Source organism: Polynucleobacter sp. JS-Fieb-80-E5 (assembly GCF_018882015.1).
Taxonomy (GTDB): domain Bacteria; phylum Pseudomonadota; class Gammaproteobacteria; order Burkholderiales; family Burkholderiaceae; genus Polynucleobacter.
In genome coordinates, this window is the sequence record NZ_JACVPH010000002.1 from 28418 (window position 1) to 46902 (window position 18485).

The 18485-nt window shown below is 47.5% G+C and carries 14 protein-coding genes; 10 read left to right on the plus strand and 4 right to left on the minus strand.

What is annotated here, in order from left to right:
* Position 1: 1 nt before the first annotated feature.
* Genes ICN44_RS03140 through ICN44_RS03150 form a run of 3 tightly spaced genes read left to right on the plus strand, consistent with a single transcriptional unit; the run spans position 2 to position 2146 of the window.
* A complete protein-coding gene (locus tag ICN44_RS03140; protein WP_255537367.1) occupies positions 2-373 on the plus strand; it encodes a hypothetical protein in 372 nt (123 codons plus the stop codon).
* 22 nt (positions 374-395) lie between these two features.
* A complete protein-coding gene (locus tag ICN44_RS03145) occupies positions 396-1370 on the plus strand; it encodes a homoserine kinase (RefSeq protein ID WP_216262677.1) in 975 nt (324 codons plus the stop codon).
* Positions 1367-2146: a BPSS1780 family membrane protein gene (locus ICN44_RS03150; protein ID WP_216262678.1), complete on the plus strand. Its 780-nt coding sequence runs from the start codon at positions 1367-1369 to the stop codon at positions 2144-2146. The genes ICN44_RS03145 and ICN44_RS03150 overlap by 4 nt, the downstream gene beginning before the upstream one ends.
* A gap of 8 nt (positions 2147-2154) precedes the next feature.
* Here ICN44_RS03150 and ICN44_RS03155 read toward each other — a convergent pair whose 3' ends face one another.
* Positions 2155-4521: a UvrD-helicase domain-containing protein gene (locus ICN44_RS03155; RefSeq protein ID WP_216262679.1), complete on the minus strand. Its 2367-nt coding sequence runs from the start codon at positions 4519-4521 to the stop codon at positions 2155-2157.
* Between the two features lie 24 nt (positions 4522-4545).
* On the opposite strand from ICN44_RS03155, the gene ICN44_RS03160 reads away from it, so the two are divergent.
* Both ICN44_RS03160 and galU read left to right on the plus strand, forming a co-directional pair.
* Positions 4546-7437, plus strand: a complete 2892-nt coding sequence (locus tag ICN44_RS03160) for a valine--tRNA ligase (protein ID WP_216262680.1) — start codon at positions 4546-4548, stop codon at positions 7435-7437.
* 22 nt (positions 7438-7459) lie between these two features.
* Positions 7460-8350 carry a UTP--glucose-1-phosphate uridylyltransferase GalU gene (gene galU / locus ICN44_RS03165; RefSeq protein ID WP_216262681.1) on the plus strand — a complete coding sequence of 297 codons (891 nt, stop codon included), beginning with the start codon at positions 7460-7462 and terminating at the stop codon, positions 8348-8350.
* A gap of 89 nt (positions 8351-8439) precedes the next feature.
* On the opposite strand, the gene ICN44_RS03170 is transcribed toward galU, so the two are convergent.
* The gene (locus tag ICN44_RS03170) at positions 8440-8685 is read right to left on the minus strand and encodes a sulfurtransferase TusA family protein (protein ID WP_216860449.1); all 246 of its coding nucleotides are present in this window, start codon (positions 8683-8685) and stop codon (positions 8440-8442) included.
* The gene (gene alaS, locus ICN44_RS03175; RefSeq protein WP_216262682.1) at positions 8682-11306 is read right to left on the minus strand and encodes an alanine--tRNA ligase; all 2625 of its coding nucleotides are present in this window, start codon (positions 11304-11306) and stop codon (positions 8682-8684) included. Before alaS ends, ICN44_RS03170 begins: the two co-directional genes overlap by 4 nt.
* Positions 11307-11427: 121 nt before the next feature.
* On the opposite strand from alaS, the gene ICN44_RS03180 reads away from it, so the two are divergent.
* The 3 genes from ICN44_RS03180 to ICN44_RS03190 all read left to right on the plus strand — a co-directional run bounded on the left by ICN44_RS03180 (position 11428) and on the right by ICN44_RS03190 (position 15264).
* Positions 11428-11886, plus strand: coding sequence for a tripartite tricarboxylate transporter TctB family protein (locus ICN44_RS03180; RefSeq protein WP_216262683.1), 459 nt, complete (start codon positions 11428-11430; stop codon positions 11884-11886).
* 18 nt (positions 11887-11904) lie between these two features.
* Complete coding sequence (locus ICN44_RS03185) at positions 11905-13407, plus strand: tripartite tricarboxylate transporter permease (protein WP_216262684.1); 1503 nt, start codon at positions 11905-11907, stop codon at positions 13405-13407.
* Positions 13408-13491: 84 nt separating this feature from the next.
* On the plus strand, positions 13492-15264 hold the full coding sequence (locus tag ICN44_RS03190) for a glutamine--tRNA ligase/YqeY domain fusion protein (protein WP_216262685.1): 1773 nt from the start codon (positions 13492-13494) through the stop codon (positions 15262-15264).
* Here ICN44_RS03190 and ICN44_RS03195 read toward each other — a convergent pair.
* Positions 15245-16141: an SDR family oxidoreductase gene (locus ICN44_RS03195; protein WP_255537370.1), complete on the minus strand. Its 897-nt coding sequence runs from the start codon at positions 16139-16141 to the stop codon at positions 15245-15247. The genes ICN44_RS03190 and ICN44_RS03195 overlap by 20 nt on opposite strands.
* A gap of 27 nt (positions 16142-16168) precedes the next feature.
* Here ICN44_RS03195 and ICN44_RS03200 point away from each other — a divergent pair, with 27 nt between their 5' ends.
* Together ICN44_RS03200 and ICN44_RS03205 are read left to right on the plus strand one after the other, a co-directional pair.
* Positions 16169-17209: a 2Fe-2S iron-sulfur cluster-binding protein gene (locus ICN44_RS03200; RefSeq protein ID WP_216262686.1), complete on the plus strand. Its 1041-nt coding sequence runs from the start codon at positions 16169-16171 to the stop codon at positions 17207-17209.
* An 81-nt stretch (positions 17210-17290) separates the two neighbouring features.
* Positions 17291-18484: an acetylornithine transaminase gene (locus ICN44_RS03205; RefSeq protein ID WP_216262687.1), complete on the plus strand. Its 1194-nt coding sequence runs from the start codon at positions 17291-17293 to the stop codon at positions 18482-18484.
* Position 18485 lies beyond the last annotated feature (1 nt).

Below are 18485 nucleotides of genomic sequence, written 5' to 3' on the forward strand. Positions count from 1 at the left end.
AATGAGTCAAAGCCTAACCCTAATGAGTTTTTTGGTGGTTTTTGGACTTTTTGGTACCACTTCAGCCCAAGCTCAGAATAACAGCCAGGCACTGAGCCCATCGGAATTAAACCGTATCAATAACCAGCCACTCGCACCTGCAGTGAGTGCAAGTGGTGCGATGAATGCCCCGGAGCAACGTAAACCAAACTATCAGTACAAAGACAAAAATGGCACTACCGTTACTGAATATAAAGATGCCAATTCTCCAACACAGGTAGATGTAAAAACGCCGTATACCAGTTATGAAATGGCGCCACCCACCTCCGTGATGCCAGGGCCTCCAAAAGAAACAGATCTGATTAGCGTTCCAAGCGTCAGCATTCCCTTTTAATTTAAAAAGCATTTACTGATTTATGGCTGTATTTACCCCGATCGAGCTTGAAGATATTTCTCAATGGATTTCTCAAGATTTTGATATCGGCCAAGCCACTGAAATTCGTGGCATTCATGGTGGTATTGAAAACTCTAATTTTTTCTTAGATACCACCAAGGATGGCAAGAAGCAGGAATATGTTTTAACAATCTTTGAAAGATTGTCTGCGCAACAACTTCCTTTCTATTTAGAGTTAATGCGCCACCTAGCAAACAAAGGTGTGCCTGTACCCAAACCGCTTGAAAACAAGCAGGGCAATATTCTCTTTACCCTCAAAGGCAAGCCGGCAGCCATTGTTACCAAGCTACCAGGCCTTTCCAGGCTCCAACCGGAAGCCAATCATTGCGCGCTCGTTGGCGAGATGCTGGCGAAGATGCATTTGGCTGGAAAAGATTTTCCAAAATCCCAAGAGAATCTTCGTAGCCTTGCTTGGTGGCAGAAAACAATACCTTCGGTATTGCCACACTTAAGCACGCCCCAGAAAGAACTCATTACTCATGAGTTAAAAACTCAAGAGGAATTTTTTGCCTCAGGCACCTATGATGGATTGCCGCAAGGGGCGAGTCATTGTGATCTCTTCCGCGACAATGTTTTATTTGATCCCAAAGGATCTGATTTCTCTCAAGATCATTTGGGAGGCTTCTTTGATTTTTACTTTGCTGGCACTGATAAATGGCTATTTGATATCGCCGTCACTGCCAATGATTGGTGTCTTGCTGATAACAAGCAAGATTTAGATCCTGTTCGCTTAGACACCTTCATGAAAGCCTATCAGTCGGTTCGCCCTGTCACCAAAGAAGAGCAAGCTAGCTGGCCACTCATGTTGCGTGCAGCCGCTTTACGCTTCTGGGTTTCAAGACTCTGGGACTTCTATTTGCCGCGCGATGCGCAGATGCTTACCCCACATGACCCTATGCACTTTGAACGTATTCTTTTAAGTCGCCGCTCACTATGAAACTGAATTCCGTAGCACCCAAAGAAGGCTACACCTGGATTAGACAAGGCATTTGGCTCTTTAAACAAAATCCCTTGGGCTTTTTAATGCTGGTCTTTATGTACGTCTTTGCAGCGCAGCTAGCAGTCGTCATTCCAGTGATTGGCGTCTTTGCAGTGCTTCTGCTCACGCCAACTCTTTCGGTTGGATTCATGACCGCTTGCCGCCAAGGCATTCAAAAGGAGCGCATTAGGCCGATGGTCTATTTGATAGCCCTGCGGTCTAGTCCTATCGTGCGAAAAAGAATTCTACAATTAGGTCTGGTGTATGCCGGCATGATTTTGTTTCTCAGCTTTATCTTGAGTCTCTTAGTTGACTTTGAATTACTGCTTCCACTGATGACTAGTGATAAGCCCATCACGCCCGAGGCTTTGCGTCAGGTTTACTTGGTGCTTTTCTTTGGCGCGATACTGTACATACCAGTAGCGATGTTGATGTGGTTTTCACCAGTCTTAGTTGCATGGGCCGATATGTCTGTGCCACAAGCACTCTTCTCTAGCGCTTTAGCATGCTGGGCCAATAAAGCAGCATTCTTTTTATATCTGTCTATTTGGAGCGCCATTCTGATTGCCATTCCGCTAACAGTGGGAATGATTTTTGATGCGCTTGATCTGGGGCAGGCAGCCTCGTTCATCATCGCCCCTATTTCCATGGCGGGTTTGACGATAATGCACTGCTCTTTTTATGCTACTTGGAAAGCTTGCTTCACAGAAGATGAAGTGGTGTTGCCTGTTTAATTAATTTATCAGTCAATCGCAGCAAGCTTCGCAATACTCAGCTGTAGCCACTTGATACCGTGACGCTTGAAATTAACCTGCGCCCTTGCATCAGCATCCACACCCTCTAAACCAGTCACGCGTCCTTCACCGAACTTAGTATGAAAGACATTCTGCCCAATGATGAATGGGTAATTTCCGCGAGGTGGGGAGGCAAGCCTTTTCACTTCCATCGAAGCTGAACCAACTCGCTTCGCTGGTCTTTGACGTTCAGAGCCTGAATCAAAAAAGTCATTCGACTCATACTCGCGTTGACGGGTATAGCCATCTTGCCAAGTAGATCCTGATCTTGAGTTTCCGCCGCCCCAACGAGCATCTCTTGCTTTAGGGGTAAGCCATTTCAATGAATCGGATGGGAGCTCTTCTAGGAAGCGGGAAGGCATGTTGTAGCGTACTTGGCCATGCAACATGCGGGATTGGGTATGTGAGAGATATAGACGTTCCTTGGCACGTGTAATCGCCACATACATTAAGCGACGCTCTTCTTCCAAGCCATTCTGCTCATTCACACTGTTCTCATGAGGAAATAAACCCTCCTCAAGGCCGGTAATAAATACCGAGGTGAACTCTAAGCCCTTGGCTGAGTGCACTGTCATCAATTGGACGGCATCTTGCCCTGCTTGAGCTTGATTGTCACCAGCCTCTAATGAAGCATGGGATAAGAAGGCCGCTAAAGGTGAAACCTCTACAACGCCTGGAGCATTCTCACCCGGCAACATAGCGGCGGCCGCATCTTGGCCATAACCCTCTTCAGCAATAAAAGCAGTGGCAGCATTAATCAATTCTTGTAAGTTCTCGACGCGATCCTGTCCTTCACGCTCAGAGAGGTAGTGCTGAATCAAGCCACTATTCTGAATTACAAATTCGACTGTTTCTGGCAAAGTGTTGTGACGCGTAGCTTCACGCATGTGATCTACTAAACGCACAAATCCACTAAGTGCGGCGCCGGCTTTGCCTTCTAAAGTAGAGGCAGCTAAATATAAAGAACATTGTTGCGCTCTGGCGGCATCTTGCAAGGCCTCAATTGATCTTGCTCCAATTCCACGGGTTGGAAAATTCACGACCCGAGAGAATGAAGTGTCGTCATTCGGATTTTCGAGCAGGCGTAAATAAGCGAGTGCATGTTTAATTTCAGCGCGCTCGAAGAAACGCAAACCGCCATACACACGATACGGAATACCCGCAGAAAATAATGCGTGCTCAATAATGCGTGACTGTGCGTTGCTGCGATAGAGCAAAGCTACTTCAGTGCGCTTGATTCCGCTATTGACTAAAGCCTTAATCTCATCCACTAACCAAGCTGCCTCAGCATGATCGCTAGGCGCCTCATAAATACGGACTGGCTCGCCATGACCAGCATCGGTTCGCAGGTTTTTACCAAGGCGCTCAGAGTTATTCGCAATCAGGTGATTTGCCGTATCTAGAATATGGCCGTGTGAGCGATAGTTCTGCTCTAACTTCACCATCAATGGGTGGTATTGCTTTTCATAGAGACGCATGTTTTCAACGTCGGCGCCACGGAATGCATAAATACTTTGATCATCATCGCCCACCGCAAACACGGAACTGCTACCCATGCCGCTGACATTAATACGACTTGCGTCATGACCCGATAACAATTTGAGCCAAGCATATTGCAAAGCATTGGTATCTTGAAACTCGTCAATTAAAATATGACGGAAGCGTTCCTGATAGTGAGTCCGAATCGCTTCACTATGTTTAAGTAATTCATAACTGCGCAATAAGAGTTCAGCAAAATCCACCACACCTTCGCGTTGGCATTGCTCATCGTAAGCCGCATACAGTTGCGCCATCTTGGCTTGGAAATCATCACCAAGCGCTAAATCTTTTGCGCGTTGACCGCGCTCCTTGGCGTGGGCAATAAAGTATTGCAACTGCTTTGCAGGATATTTTTCATCATCGACTTTTAAACCCTTCAACAGGCGTTTAATTGCCGATAGTTGATCTTGGGTATCTAAGATTTGGAAAGTCGACGGTAAACCCGCTTCCTTGTGATGAGCGCGCAATAAACGATTACAAAGACCATGAAAGGTACCAATCCACATCCCCCGCGTATTGATTGGCAGCATGGCACTCAGGCGGAGCATCATCTCCTTGGCAGCCTTATTGGTGAAGGTCACCGCTAGGACGCCAATAGGGGATACCTGACCGGTCTGAATCAACCAGGCTATACGGGTGGTAAGGACGCGGGTCTTGCCGCTCCCTGCCCCAGCCAAAATCAAGGCTGATTGGGCTTGGCCATTTTCGTAGACGGGCGGGAGGGTCACTGCCTCGCGCTGTTCTGGATTGAGGTTCGCGAGCAAGTCTGAGTACATCAGCCCAATTATAATTTGCCTCTTATGCCAAATGCCTCAAATACCCCTAATTCACCAGCGGCCAGCTCAGCGGATGAGCTCGCCAAATCCTACGAACCCGCCCCGATAGAGGCCTACTGGGGTCCAGAGTGGGAACGCCGAGGTATCGCCGACTCCACCATGGATGAGGGCAAGGGGGACTTTTCTATTCAGTTGCCGCCTCCAAATGTGACTGGCACCCTGCACATGGGCCATGCCTTTAACCAAACCATCATGGATGGCTTGGTTCGTCATGCTCGCATGTCAGGCAAAAATACTTTATGGGTACCGGGCACCGATCATGCCGGTATTGCGACTCAAATTGTTGTGGAGCGTCAACTCGATGCGCAAAAAGTGTCTCGCCACGATTTGGGTCGTGACAAGTTTTTAGAAAAAGTCTGGGAGTGGAAAGAAACTTCCGGCAACACAATTACCCGCCAAATTCGTCGCTTAGGTGCTTCGATCGATTGGGGCAAAGAATATTTCACGATGGACAGCAAGATGTCCAAAGCAGTAGTCGAAGTCTTTGTCCGCCTCCATGAACAAGGCTTGATTTATCGCGGTAAACGCTTAGTGAACTGGGACCCTGTTTTGGGTACGGCAGTTTCTGATTTAGAAGTAGTGAGCGAAGAAGAAGATGGATCAATGTGGCACATCCGCTATCCATTGACCGATGGCTCTGGCCACCTCACTGTTGCCACTACCCGCCCAGAAACCTTATTAGGCGACGTTGCTGTCATGGTGAACCCAGAAGATGAGCGCTACAAGCATCTTATCGGCAAGTCAGTAAACTTACCTTTGTGTGATCGTCAGATTCCCATCATTGCTGATGACTATGTTGACTTGAACTTTGGCACTGGAGTTGTGAAGGTAACTCCCGCACATGACTTTAATGACTATGCAGTAGGTCAACGTCATCAACTACCCATGATCAACATCCTCACTTTGGATGCCAAAATTAATGAGAATGCTCCGGCCACCTATCAAGGCATGGAAAGATTCGCTGCACGCAAAAAAGTCGTTTCTGATTTAGAGGCTGCTGGTTTATTGGATAAAGTTCAGCCACATAAATTAATGGTGCCACGCGGTGATCGCACCCAAACCATCATTGAACCCATGCTCACCGACCAATGGTTTGTGGCGATGTCTAAACCTAGTCCCGATAATAAGTATCAACCAGGCTCCTCGATTGCTGGTGCTGCCTTGGATGCGGTAACCAAAGGTGATATCAAGCTGGTTCCAGAAAACTGGATCAATACCTATACGCAGTGGCTGGAGAACATTCAAGACTGGTGTATCTCCCGTCAGCTCTGGTGGGGCCATCAAATCCCCGCTTGGTATGGCGATGATGGGCAAATTTTTGTAGGGCGCTCTGAGGAAGAGGCTAAAGCGAAAGCTGTTGCAGCTGGTTACACCGGCAAACTCGACCGTGACCCTGACGTTCTAGATACTTGGTTCAGCTCTGCCTTAGTGCCATTTAGCTCTTTAGGTTGGCCAGAAGAAACGCCTGCCTTAAATCACTTCTTGCCTTCATCTGTTTTGGTGACTGGGTTTGACATCATCTTCTTCTGGGTAGCACGCATGGTGATGATGACCTGCCACTTCACTGGAAAAGTACCATTCCACACTGTCTATGTGCATGGACTAGTGCGCGATGCGGAAGGTCAGAAGATGAGCAAGTCCAAAGGCAACACCTTGGACCCAATCGATTTGATTGACGGCATCAAGATTGAGGAGTTGGTAGGCAAAAGAACTACCGGCCTCATGAATCCAAAACAGGCTGAGAGTATTAGCAAGAAAACAAAGAAAGAGTTTCCGGATGGTATTCCTGCGTTTGGAACTGATGCCCTACGCTTTACTTTTGCCTCTTTAGCTTCGCTTGGTCGCAATATTAACTTTGATCAAAAGCGTTGCGAAGGCTACCGTAATTTCTGCAACAAGCTCTGGAATGCCACTCGCTTTGTGCTCATGAATTGCCCTGGTGACGATGAAGACAATGGCTTTGCGCCTTGTGACAACCAATGCGGTCCTGATGGCTATTTGGATTTTTCACCAGCCGATCGTTGGATCGTTTCTCAACTACAAAGGACTGAAGCCGAGGTAGCTAAAGGCTTTGAGGCTTATCGCTTTGACAATATTGCCAGCAGCATTTACCAATTTGTTTGGGATGAGTATTGCGATTGGTATCTAGAGCTTGCTAAAGTGCAATTGCAGACTGGTACACCAGCACAACAACGTGCAACCCGCCGCACCCTCTTGCGCGTTTTGGAAACTATTTTGCGCATGGCGCATCCTTTAATTCCATTTATTACCGAAACGCTTTGGCAGACTGTTGGCCCTAAATCTGGAAAAGTTTTAGCCCAGCAAGAAAAACAAACCATTGCGCTCCAACCTTATCCTGTTGCTCAGCCTGAAAAGATTGATGAGCAGAGTGAAGCCTGGGTTACGCAGATCAAAGCAATTGTGGATGCCTGCAGAAATCTTCGTGGCGAGATGCAGGTGCCTCCCGGTCAAAAAGTACCCCTCTGGATTTGTGGTCCAAAAGAATTTCTGGAAAAAGCGACCCCCTATCTCATGGCGCTTGCTAAATTAACTGAGGTCAAAATCTACAGCGATGAATCTGCTTTAGAGAAAGATGCCCCGGGCGCCCCAATTGCTTTGGTGGGCGATATCAAACTGCTACTCAAGATTGAAGTAGATGTTGCCGCTGAACGTATTCGTCTTGGCAAAGAAATTGAGCGTCTAGCTAATGAAATCAATAAAGCCAAGGGTAAATTGACCAACGAAAGCTTTGTGGCACGTGCGCCAGCTGAGGTTGTTGCCCAAGAAAAGCAGCGTCTTGCAGGGTTTGAGCAAAATCATGAGAAGCTTGTTGCACAATTAGAGCGTCTCAAATAAAAACGATTAGAACGGACCATCCATGTCAATCCATTTCGGCTCCAAAAAAGTAACTAAGGCTGTATTTCCCGTTGCGGGATTTGGCACACGCTTTTTGCCTGCAACCAAAGCCAGTCCAAAAGAAATGCTCAATGTTGTGGATAAGCCGCTGATTCAATACGCTGTTGATGAAGCTGTTGCAGCTGGAATTACTGAGCTCATTTTTGTTACGGGTCGCAGCAAGCGCGCCATTGAAGATCACTTTGATAAAGCCTACGAGTTAGAGGCAGCCCTAGAAGCAAAGAACAAACAGGACCTTCTCCAGCTTGTTCGCAGCGTTAAACCTGATAATGTGGACTGCATCTACATTAGACAAGCTGAACCATTGGGCTTGGGACATGCGGTTTTATGTGCTGCCAGAGTAGTTGGTGATGAACCATTTGCAGTTATTTTGGCCGACGACCTTTTGGATGGGCAACCGCCAGTTCTCTCTCAAATGCTCAAAGTGTATGAAGAGCAAGAGGGATCTGTTTTGGCAGTGGAAAAAATCGATCCTGCCAAAAGCAGCTCATACGGAATAGTCTCAGGGGATGAGGTCAGCAAAGGCATTTATCGCCTCAATGGCATCGTTGAGAAACCAAAGCCAGTAGATGCGCCTTCTGACCTTGCGGTAGTTGGACGTTATGTGCTCTCAGCAAAGATTTTTGATCACATTCGTAATGTAAAACCTGGTGCCGGCGGAGAAATTCAACTCACCGATGCCATTGCCGCATTACTAAAAGAAGATCCCGTATTTGCTTACAAATATGATGGCGTTCGTTATGACTGCGGTAGCAAGTTGGGCTACCTCAAAGCCTCTGTAGATTTTGCTCTACGGCACAAAGAGGTTGGCGAAGAGTTCGCTGAGTACTTAAAAAGCTGGTCTTTAAAGTAACTATCTCTCAATGCAATAAAAAAGGCAGAGATTAATCTCTGCCTTTTTGTTTGATCCCTTACCAAGAGGTATGAGCGTCAGAATTTTTCTTATCTGCGCCTCATAAAGAAAACCAGTACATCACCCTCTGTAGTGCTTGCAAGCAACTCATTGCCAGTTTGCTTGGCAAATGCAGGGAAGTCATGAGCGGCGCCCGCATCGGTTGCCTTAATCTTTAAGACCTCACCTGACTGCATCGTTGCCAATGCTTTTTTAGTACGCAAGATAGGCAATGGGCAGTTCATCCCAATCGCGTCTACCTCTGCATTAAAAGCAATATTCACTGGTTCACTCATTTGCTTGCTACCCAGTCTTTAACACCGTCCAAGGCCGCACCCAGCTTACTAGGATCAGTTCCGCCGGCCATCGCCATTTCTGGTTTACCGCCACCTTTACCGCCTACTTGTTGAGCAACAAAGTTCACGAGATCCCCTGCCTTAACTTTGCCAATCGAATCAGCAGTAACGCCCGCAATTAAACTCACCTTATCGCCCTGCACTGAGGCCAATACAATGGCAGCGGTTTTCAACTTTGCCTTGAGAGCATCCATCGTCTCACGAAGCACGCCAGCATCAGCACCATCAAGTCGAGCAGCAAGGACTTTGATGCCATTCACATCAATAGCCTGGCCAGCTAACTCATCACCTTGACTTGCCGCCAACTTAGAGTTCACTTTTTCTAATTCGCGTTCAGCTTGACGCAGGCTTTCTTGAAGTTGCGCAACGCGATTAACCAAATCACCAGGATGGGTTTTGAGAATCGCCGCAGCTTCATTGATCTTGTCTTCTAAACCTTGCAAGAAATGCAGCGCGTTATTGCCGGTCACAGCCTCAACGCGGCGGATACCAGCGGCAACACCACTTTCAGAAACAATCTTCAAGCTACCGATATCGCCGGTGCGACCTACGTGAGTGCCACCACAGAGCTCTTTAGAAGAGCCGATCTCCAGCACACGCACTTCATCGCCGTACTTCTCACCAAACAACATCATGGCGCCAGTCTTTTGCGCATCATCCAAAGACATGACTTTGCCTGAGGTTGCGGTATTTTCCAGAATCTCTTGATTTACGATATCTTCAATGAGACGAATTTGCTCGGCCGTAATAGGCGCATTGTGCGTAAAGTCAAAACGGGTCTTAGTGGCATCCACCAATGAACCCTTTTGTTGGACATGATCACCTAATACTTCACGTAAGGCTTTATGCAAAATATGAGTAGCGCTGTGGTTACGCATCGTATCGTTTCTTTGCTGGGCGTCTACCAATGCATTGATTGCATCGCCTACTTTGAGCTCGCCCTCAAGCACTTCTCCCTGATGACCAAATACATCGGCCTGAATCTTGAAAGTATCCTCTACGGCAAAACGAATACTGTCGTTGCGCAGCTCGCCCTTGTCACCTACTTGGCCACCAGATTCAGCATAGAAAGGGGTGTTATCCAAAACAATCACGGCAGCATCACCCGCCTTAACGGACTGAACTGATGAACCATCCACATAGAGCGCAGTTACTTTGGCACCCTCATGCTTTAAGGTGTCATAACCATGAAATTGCGTAGGCTTGCCTTTGTAATCCAGGCCCTGAGCTACCTTGAATTTGCCTGCAGCTCTTGCTTGATCACGTTGCTTCTGCATCGCTACTTCAAAACCTTCGGCATCAACAGTAACGTCACGTTCACGACAAACGTCAGCCGTTAGATCTAATGGGAAACCAAAAGTGTCATGCAAGCGGAAAGCAGTTTCTCCGTCGACTACTTTTGCGCCGCCAGCTAAAGCACCATCCAAAATTTCCATGCCATTGGCAATCGTTTGGAAGAAGCGCTCTTCTTCTTGCTTAATAACTTCGCTGACTTTATCTTGTGCGGCGCGCAACTCCGGATAGGCTTCGCCCATCTCTTTAACGAGCGCAGGAACCAACTGATAGAAGAATGGTTTACGTGCACCCAGCTTATAACCGTGACGAATCGCGCGACGTGCAATGCGGCGTAATACATAACCACGACCAGCGTTACCTGGAATGACGCCATCGACCACAATGAAACTACATGCGCGGATGTGGTCAGCAATGACCTTTAATGAAGGACTTTGTGCATCACAGTTTTCACCACCCGCCGCATCCACCGCGTCCTTAGAAGCCTTAAGGAGATTGACGAAGAGGTCGATCTCATAATTGGAGTGAACATGCTGCAAGACTGCTGCAATGCGCTCAAGACCCATGCCTGTATCAACGCTAGGTTTAGGTAGCGGATGCATTACACCGGCCTCGTCGCGGTTGTACTGCATGAAGACGTTATTCCAAATTTCGATGAAGCGATCACCATCTTCATCAGGACTTCCAGGAGGGCCACCAGGAATATGTTCACCGTGATCGTAGAAAATTTCAGTACAAGGTCCACAAGGGCCTGTGTCACCCATCATCCAAAAATTATCTGATGCGTAACGCGCGCCTTTGTTGTCTCCAATGCGAATAATGCGATCGGCAGGAACCCCGATTTGTTTATTCCAAATCTCATAAGCTTCGTCATCTTCAGCATAGACAGTGACTAGGAGCTTTTCTTTTGGCAACTTGAAAACTTGGGTCAATAAATCCCAGGCAAATTGAATAGCGTCCTTCTTGAAATAATCTCCAAAAGAGAAATTTCCCAGCATTTCAAAAAAGGTATGGTGACGCGCGGTGTATCCAACGTTATCCAAATCGTTGTGCTTTCCACCGGCCCGGATGCACTTCTGGGCAGTCGTCGCGCGGTTATATGGGCGCTTATCGAAGCCCAAAAACACATCTTTAAATTGATTCATGCCTGCATTAGTAAATAGCAGGGTTGGGTCATCCCCCGGCACTACTGGGCTGGAAGGGACGATTTGGTGACCTTTTTGGGCAAAGAAGTCCAGATAGGCCTGGCGAATTTGGGAGACTTTCATGGCAATAATTATCGCATTGGCACCTCTCTAGGGCAAACCCTAGACAAGATCCCCATATCCTGCCTTACAATCGCTCAACATCAATAAATCGACAAATAAGTCGGTAATTAAGGAGCGCAACTTGGAAATCCGCAATCAAAAAGATTTTGGGGCTGGCCTAATGTATATGGTCATTGGTCTCTTTTTCACCTTCATGGCTACCCAGTATCCAATGGGAACTGCGGCCAAAATGGGTCCTGGATACTTTCCCTTCTGGCTCGGCATAGTCATGACAGCCTTGGGTTTACTCATCCTAGTGAAGTCACTCAGCGCTAAAGCAGCGATTGAAAAAATCCCTCCTTTCAATTGGAAGGTCATTGGCCTCATTACAGGATCTGTCATTGCATACGGCGTCCTTTTGCCAACGATGGGTTTTATCGTAGCCGTGTTCGTTTTGGTGTTTATGTCAGCCAGCGCAAGTCATGAATTTCATTGGAAAGGCACTTTAATCAATGCCACATTTCTAATTGTTTTCACTTATTCGGTATTCGTTTTGGGTCTGAAATTACAGTTCCCATTACTGCCTTTCTTTCTTCAATAACGTACCGGGATACTGAAAATGGACTTATTTGCTAATTTAGCTCTCGGTTTCGATACCGCGTTTACATTACAAAATCTTCTTTACTGCCTGATCGGCTGCGTATTGGGAACCCTGATTGGTGTACTGCCAGGCTTAGGTCCAATCGCCACGATTGCAATGCTGTTGCCAGCTACTTATGCCTTGCCTCCAATCGCAGCATTGATTATGTTGGCTGGTATTTACTACGGCTCACAGTACGGCGGCTCTACAACAGCAATTCTGTTGAACATCCCAGGAGAGACGTCCTCGGTGGTGACGGCGATCGATGGCTACCAAATGGCCAGAAATGGTCGAGCTGGTGTTGCATTGTTCACTGCCGGCATGGGTTCATTCTTTGCGGGTTGCGTGGCAACTTTAGTGTTGGCCGCTTTTGCTGCACCACTCTCACAGCTGGCATTTAAGTTTGGTCCAGCAGAATACTTCTCCCTCATGGTTCTCGGTTTGATCGGCGCAGTTGTGTTGGCATCCGGCTCTTTGATCAAAGCGATTGGCATGATCGTCTTGGGCCTTCTAATGGGCTTGATCGGCACTGACGTTAACTCTGGTGTTTCGCGTTATGCGTTTGATATTCCTGAGTTGAGCGATGGTATTGGCTTCGTTGCAGTTGCGATGGGTGTCTTTGGTTTCGCAGAGATCATGGGTAACCTTGAGAAAACCGATGAGGACGAAGGCTTCCTTAACAAAATGACCACGATGATTCCTACAAAGGAAGATGTCAAGCGCATGATTCCCTCCATCTTGCGCGGCACAACGATTGGTTCGATTCTAGGTATCCTACCGGGCGGTGGCGCAGCACTTGCTGCTTTTGGCGCTTACTCTGTTGAGAAAAAATCATCTAAGTACAGCCATGAGTTCGGTAAAGGCGCCATTGAAGGTGTTGCTGGTCCTGAATCAGCTAACAATGCTGCCGCTCAAACCTCATTCATTCCATTGTTGACTTTGGGTATCCCACCAAACGCAGTGATGGCATTGATGGTTGGCGCAATGACTATTCACAACATTCAACCAGGTCCTCAAGTAATGACCAGTAACCCAGCCTTGTTCTGGGGTCTGATCGCTTCCATGTGGATTGGAAACGTCATGTTGATTCTCTTGAACTTGCCCCTGATTGGTATCTGGGTAAAGTTACTAAAGATTCCTTATCGCTTCATGTACCCAGCCATTCTGGTTTTCTGCTGTATCGGTGTCTATACCGTAAACAACACTGTATTTGACGTATATGTGACCGCTGCCTTCGGCATCATTGGTTACCTCTTCTTCAAACTGGGTTGCGAACCGCCTCCATTGCTTTTGGGCTTCGTACTTGGACCAATGATGGAAGAGAACTTCCGCCGCGCGTTATTACTTTCCCGTGGTGATTTCACTACCTTCTTGACTCGCCCACTCTCCTTGGGATTGCTCATTGCAGCAGCCCTCTTGGTGGTGATCGTGGCCCTGCCTGCGGTTAAGAAGACTCGCGAAGAGGCATTCGTCGAAGACTGATAGTTTTACGCCTCACAGAAACGAGCCCGCAGCTGTTTGCGGGCTTTTTCTTTATGGGCTGGGGGTTTTCTCTACAATGTGGCTATGTCCCAAGATAGCAAACCTTCCAAAGCAAATACCGGCGCTATAGCCGAACCGTCTAATTTCTTGCGCCAGATCATCGATCATGATTTGGCAAGTGGGGCTTTTGCACAGCGCACCAATTTAGCTGGGGAGCCTATCCCATCGATCATCACCCGCTTTCCACCAGAGCCTAATGGCTACTTACATATTGGTCACGCTAAAAGCATTTGCCTGAACTTTGGATTAGCTGCTGATTACAACAATCAAGCTGGGGGTGCGCGCTGCAATATGCGTCTAGATGACACCAACCCAGTTAAAGAGGATGTGGAATACGCCGACAGCATTTTGGATGCAGTGAAGTGGCTAGGTTTTGATTGGGGAACCCATCTTTATCACGCAAGCGACTACTTTGACAAACTCTATGAGTTTGCTGAAATCTTGATTCAGAATGGCAAAGCATATGTCGATAGCCAAAGTCCTGATGACATTCATACCAATCGAGGTAACTTTAGCCAAGCTGGAAAAAATAGCCCTTACCGCGATCGTAGCCCAGAAGAAAATCTCTCCTTATTCCGCGAAATGCGTGATGGGAAGTTCAAAGATGGCGAGCATGTACTGCGCCTGAAAATTGACATGGCGCATCCCAACATTGTGATGCGTGATCCCGTGGTTTACCGTATCCGCCATACCGATCACCACCGCACGGGCAGCAAATGGTGCATTTACCCTTTATATGACTTCACACATTGCATCTCTGACGCATTAGAGAATGTCTCTCACTCCATCTGCACGCTAGAGTTCGAGAACAATCGTCCCTTGTACGATTGGATTGTGAATTCATTAAAAGAATTGGGTGTCTTTAAAGACCCGGTACCACATCAATATGAGTTCGCACGCCTCAACCTGACCTACACCATCACCAGTAAACGTAAGTTACTGCAGCTTGTAGAAGAAAAGCATGTTGAGGGTTGGGATGACCCGCGGATGCCAACCATCGTAGGCATCCGTCGTCGTGGCTACACCCCTGAAAGTATTCGTTTGTTCTGCGAGCGCATTGGCGTCTCTAAAGCTGATAGCTGGATTGATATGAGCACCCTTGATCAAGCATTACGTGATGATCTAGAAGTCAGAGCTCCACGTGCTACTGCAGTGCTCAAGCCACTCAAGCTCGTCGTTGAAAACTTTGATGCCTCAGCAAAAGAAGCTTGCTCTGCACCGCGCCATCCTAATCATCCAGAGTGGGGCAATCGTGAATTTCATTTCACACGCGAACTGTGGATTGAGGCGGATGACTTTATGAAAGAGCCTATCAAGGGATTCTTCAGACTTTATCCACCAATTGGAGACCAGCCTGGTAGCCGCGTTCGCTTACGCCATGGCTTTGTAGTGGAATGCACTGGTTTTGAAACCGATGCACAAGGGAATGTCACCCAAGTCAACGTGACACACTTTCCCGATAGCAAGAGTGGCACTGCTGGCTCCAATAACTACAAGGTCAAGGGCAATATTCACTGGATCAGCGCGGCTGAAGCGATTCCTGCAGAAGTGCGTCTATACGATCATCTGTTTAGCGACCCCCACCCAGATAGTGGTGACAAGAATTTCTTAGAATCGATCAATCCAAATTCAAAGCAAACAATTGCTGCTTACTTAGAACCCTGCATAAAAGATGCCAAAGCAGAAGATCAATTCCAGTTTGAGCGTCACGGCTACTTTGTCGCCGACAAAAATGACTCCAAATCTGGCAAGCCAGTATTCAACCGTACGGTTAGCCTCAAGGATTCTTGGAAATAGTTTTCAGAAAATGTCCTACGCTGGGATAGCGTAGTGGTGTTTTTAATTCCGGTAGGCGCTGATTGGTAACCCTGCGTGACTCGCGCATAAAGGACCAAAGCATCGGGCTAACAATTTTCTGCAACTCGCTGCCAGGCAATCTAACTGGTCTTTCCAAGCCAAATGCATCCGCCACTTCATCAAAGTAATCACCCATTTTGGTCTCGCCGCCATCACAGGCATTAATGATGCGCTGAGGCTTGCCATGGTAGACCGCTGCGCAGACTAGCCTCGCTAAATCATCGCTATGAATGTGATTCGAATAAGCATCCTCTTCTGGCAGTAATGCAGGCGTTTTCGCCTGAAGTCGCTCAATCGGCAAGCGGTCAGCCGCATAAATGCCAGGAACGCGCAGAATCGTCAAAGCCACTCCATGGGCGGGTGCCCATAAACGGAGAATCCTTTCAGCATCCACCCTTCTTTGCGCACGCTCACTTTGGGGGTTTACTGGGGTAGCCTCACTCACCTTTCCACCCCCGTGATCACCGTAAACACCGGTGGTGCTGATATAAATCAGGCGCCTGACGGCATTGGAGCCTTGGGCTAAAATTCGGAGAAGGTTGCGGGTTCGGCAATCACGATTTCCCCCATTTTGCGGTGGCGCTAGATGAATGACGGTTTGAGCTAAACCACTGAGGCGCCATAAAGACTCTGGATGATCCAGATTACCCAAAATAGGAATCGCGCCAACCGCCCTCAGCTCCTGAAAGCGATTTTGTTGAGAGGTAAGCGCAAAGACACGGTGGCTTCGCGAAAGTTGTTTAGCTACCCGAAGACCGATGTCTCCGCAGCCAATAATCAGGATTGAAGGCTTACCAAAAGATTGCATAAGTAACATCGTAACGATTTATTGAAAGGAATGAGAGTGTCTCATCAGGTCACGCTCAAAACGAGCGGCAAACAATTTACCGTCAATCCAGATGAAAATCTTCTGGATGCCGCTCTTCGCCAAGGCATCAATCTACCGTATGGCTGCAAAAATGGTGCTTGTGGCTCTTGCAAAGGTAAAGTTTTAGAAGGTCAAGTGATCCATGGTCAGCATAGTGAAAGCGCCCTGAGCAAGGCCGATGAGACTGCGGGTGGCATTCTGTTTTGTTGCTCCCATCCCCAATCAGACCTGCTGATTGAAGCTCGTGAAGTCCAAGGAGCGGGCGATATTGCGATTCGCAAGGTGCCTTGCCGAGTCAACGCGATTACCAAACCCAGTGATGATGTCGCCATTCTCAAGCTTCAACTACCCGCTGCAGAACGCTTTCAATTCCTGGCTGGGCAGTATTTGGAGTTTCTCCTTAAGGATGGCCAACGACGTGCTTACTCCATCGCCAATGCGCCTGAGCAAGAAGGTCCACTGGAGTTGCATATTCGTCATTTGCCAGGCGGCCTATTTACTGACTTTGTGTTTGGTGCCGTCACGCCCGCATTAAAAGAAAAAGACATTCTTCGTTTTGAGGGTCCCTTGGGGAGCTTTTTCTTAAGAGAAGATTCTAAGAAACCAATTATTTTTGTTGCGGCTGGCACGGGCTTTGCCCCAATCAAATCAATCATCGAACAAATGCGGGTGAAAAAGATTCATCGACCCATTCATTTGTACTGGGGTGGACGTCGCCCTAGTGATTTGTATTTAGATGATTTGTGCAAAACCTGGGAAAAAGAAATTACCGACTTTAAATACATCCCAGTGATTTCAGACGCCTTTGCGGAGGATGGCTGGCAAGGTCGCACTGGCTTTGTCCATCAAGCTGTGATGGCTGACCATCTTGATATGAAGGGTTTTCAGGTCTATGCTTGTGGTGCCCCAGTGATGGTCAATGCCGCCAGAAATGACTTTTCATCCAAATGTCATCTGCCTGAGGAAGAATTCTTTGCCGACTCATTTACTAGCGCTGCTGATTTAGCAATAGCCTAGAGCCTGCAAACCCATTCAGTTAGATAATAGAGTTATTACTTTAGAACCCTTACTTTTCATTTTTAAGCCAAGCAGATCAGCATGAATAAGCCAACTCAGACTATTGACACCCACTCAGTCATGTTTATTACACCGCGCCCAGAGGTGGTGATGATGGAGGGCAATGGTTCATGGCTAACGGATAACAATGGGAAACGCTATTTGGATTTCTTGCAAGGCTGGGCCGTTAACTGCTTAGGTCACTGCAACCCAGGAATGATTGAAGCGCTCAATAAGCAAGCGAAGACACTCATTAACCCTAGTCCGGCATTCTTTAACGAGCCGATGATTGGCTTATCGAATCTACTGACTCAGAACAGCTGCTTTGACAAAGTCTTCTTTGCCAATAGCGGGGCTGAAGCCAATGAAGGTGCGATCAAGTTAGCGCGCAAATGGGGTCAACTCAATAAATCTGGTGCATTTGAGATCATCACGTTTGATCACAGCTTTCATGGCCGCACATTAGCCACAATGAGCGCTTCTGGAAAGCCAAACTGGGACACGATGTTTGCTCCGCAAGTAGCGGGCTTTCCTAAAGCGGATTTAAATGATTTAGAGTCAGTTAAGAAACTTGTGACCGACAAAACCGTTGCAGTCATGCTTGAACCTGTTCAAGGCGAAGGCGGCGTGATTCCAACTACTCAAGAATTTATGCGTGAACTACGTAAGTTCACTAAAGAAAATAATATTCTATTAATTGCTGATGAAGTACAGGCTGGTTGCGGCCGTACCGGCGCGCTCTTTGCTTACCAAAACTACGGCATAGAGCCAGACATCATGACTTTGGGCAAAGGTATTGGTGGAGGCGTTCCTCTAGCAGCCCTATTGGCAACAGATGCGGTAGCTTGCTTTGTGCCTGGCGATCAAGGTGGGACCTATAACGGCAACCCACTCATGACAGCTGTTGGTATTAGCGTCATTGAGCAACTGTTAGCCCCAGGATTTTTAGATAGCGTCAAATCTAAAGGTGAATTGCTCAAGTCTGAATTACTCAAGCTTTGTGCAGAATTTAATCTTGAAGGTGAGCGTGGCGAAGGATTGCTGCGCGCATTGATGCTTGGAAAAGATATTGGCCCAAAACTAGTTGATCTTGCCAGAGATCGTAGTCCTGAGGGACTGCTGATTAATTCACCAAGACCGAACTTGTTACGCTTTATGCCTGCTTTAAATGTATCGGATGATGAAATTCGTCAGATGTGCAATATGCTGCGTGAGCTGCTAAAGCAAGTCGACTAAC

Coding starts and splice junctions, on each gene's coding strand:
- ICN44_RS03195 (WP_255537370.1), bottom strand. CDS start 16,141: ATGTTACTTATGCAATCTTTTGGTAAGCCTTCAATCCTGATTATTGGC.
- ICN44_RS03150 (WP_216262678.1), top strand. CDS start 1,367: ATGAAACTGAATTCCGTAGCACCCAAAGAAGGCTACACCTGGATTAGA.
- ICN44_RS03145 (WP_216262677.1), top strand. CDS start 396: ATGGCTGTATTTACCCCGATCGAGCTTGAAGATATTTCTCAATGGATT.
- ICN44_RS03205 (WP_216262687.1), top strand. CDS start 17,291: ATGAATAAGCCAACTCAGACTATTGACACCCACTCAGTCATGTTTATT.
- ICN44_RS03185 (WP_216262684.1), top strand. CDS start 11,905: ATGGACTTATTTGCTAATTTAGCTCTCGGTTTCGATACCGCGTTTACA.
- ICN44_RS03160 (WP_216262680.1), top strand. CDS start 4,546: ATGCCAAATGCCTCAAATACCCCTAATTCACCAGCGGCCAGCTCAGCG.
- alaS (WP_216262682.1), bottom strand. CDS start 11,306: ATGAAAGTCTCCCAAATTCGCCAGGCCTATCTGGACTTCTTTGCCCAA.
- galU (WP_216262681.1), top strand. CDS start 7,460: ATGTCAATCCATTTCGGCTCCAAAAAAGTAACTAAGGCTGTATTTCCC.
- ICN44_RS03170 (WP_216860449.1), bottom strand. CDS start 8,685: ATGAGTGAACCAGTGAATATTGCTTTTAATGCAGAGGTAGACGCGATT.
- ICN44_RS03190 (WP_216262685.1), top strand. CDS start 13,492: ATGTCCCAAGATAGCAAACCTTCCAAAGCAAATACCGGCGCTATAGCC.
- ICN44_RS03140 (WP_255537367.1), top strand. CDS start 2: ATGAGTCAAAGCCTAACCCTAATGAGTTTTTTGGTGGTTTTTGGACTT.
- ICN44_RS03155 (WP_216262679.1), bottom strand. CDS start 4,521: ATGTACTCAGACTTGCTCGCGAACCTCAATCCAGAACAGCGCGAGGCA.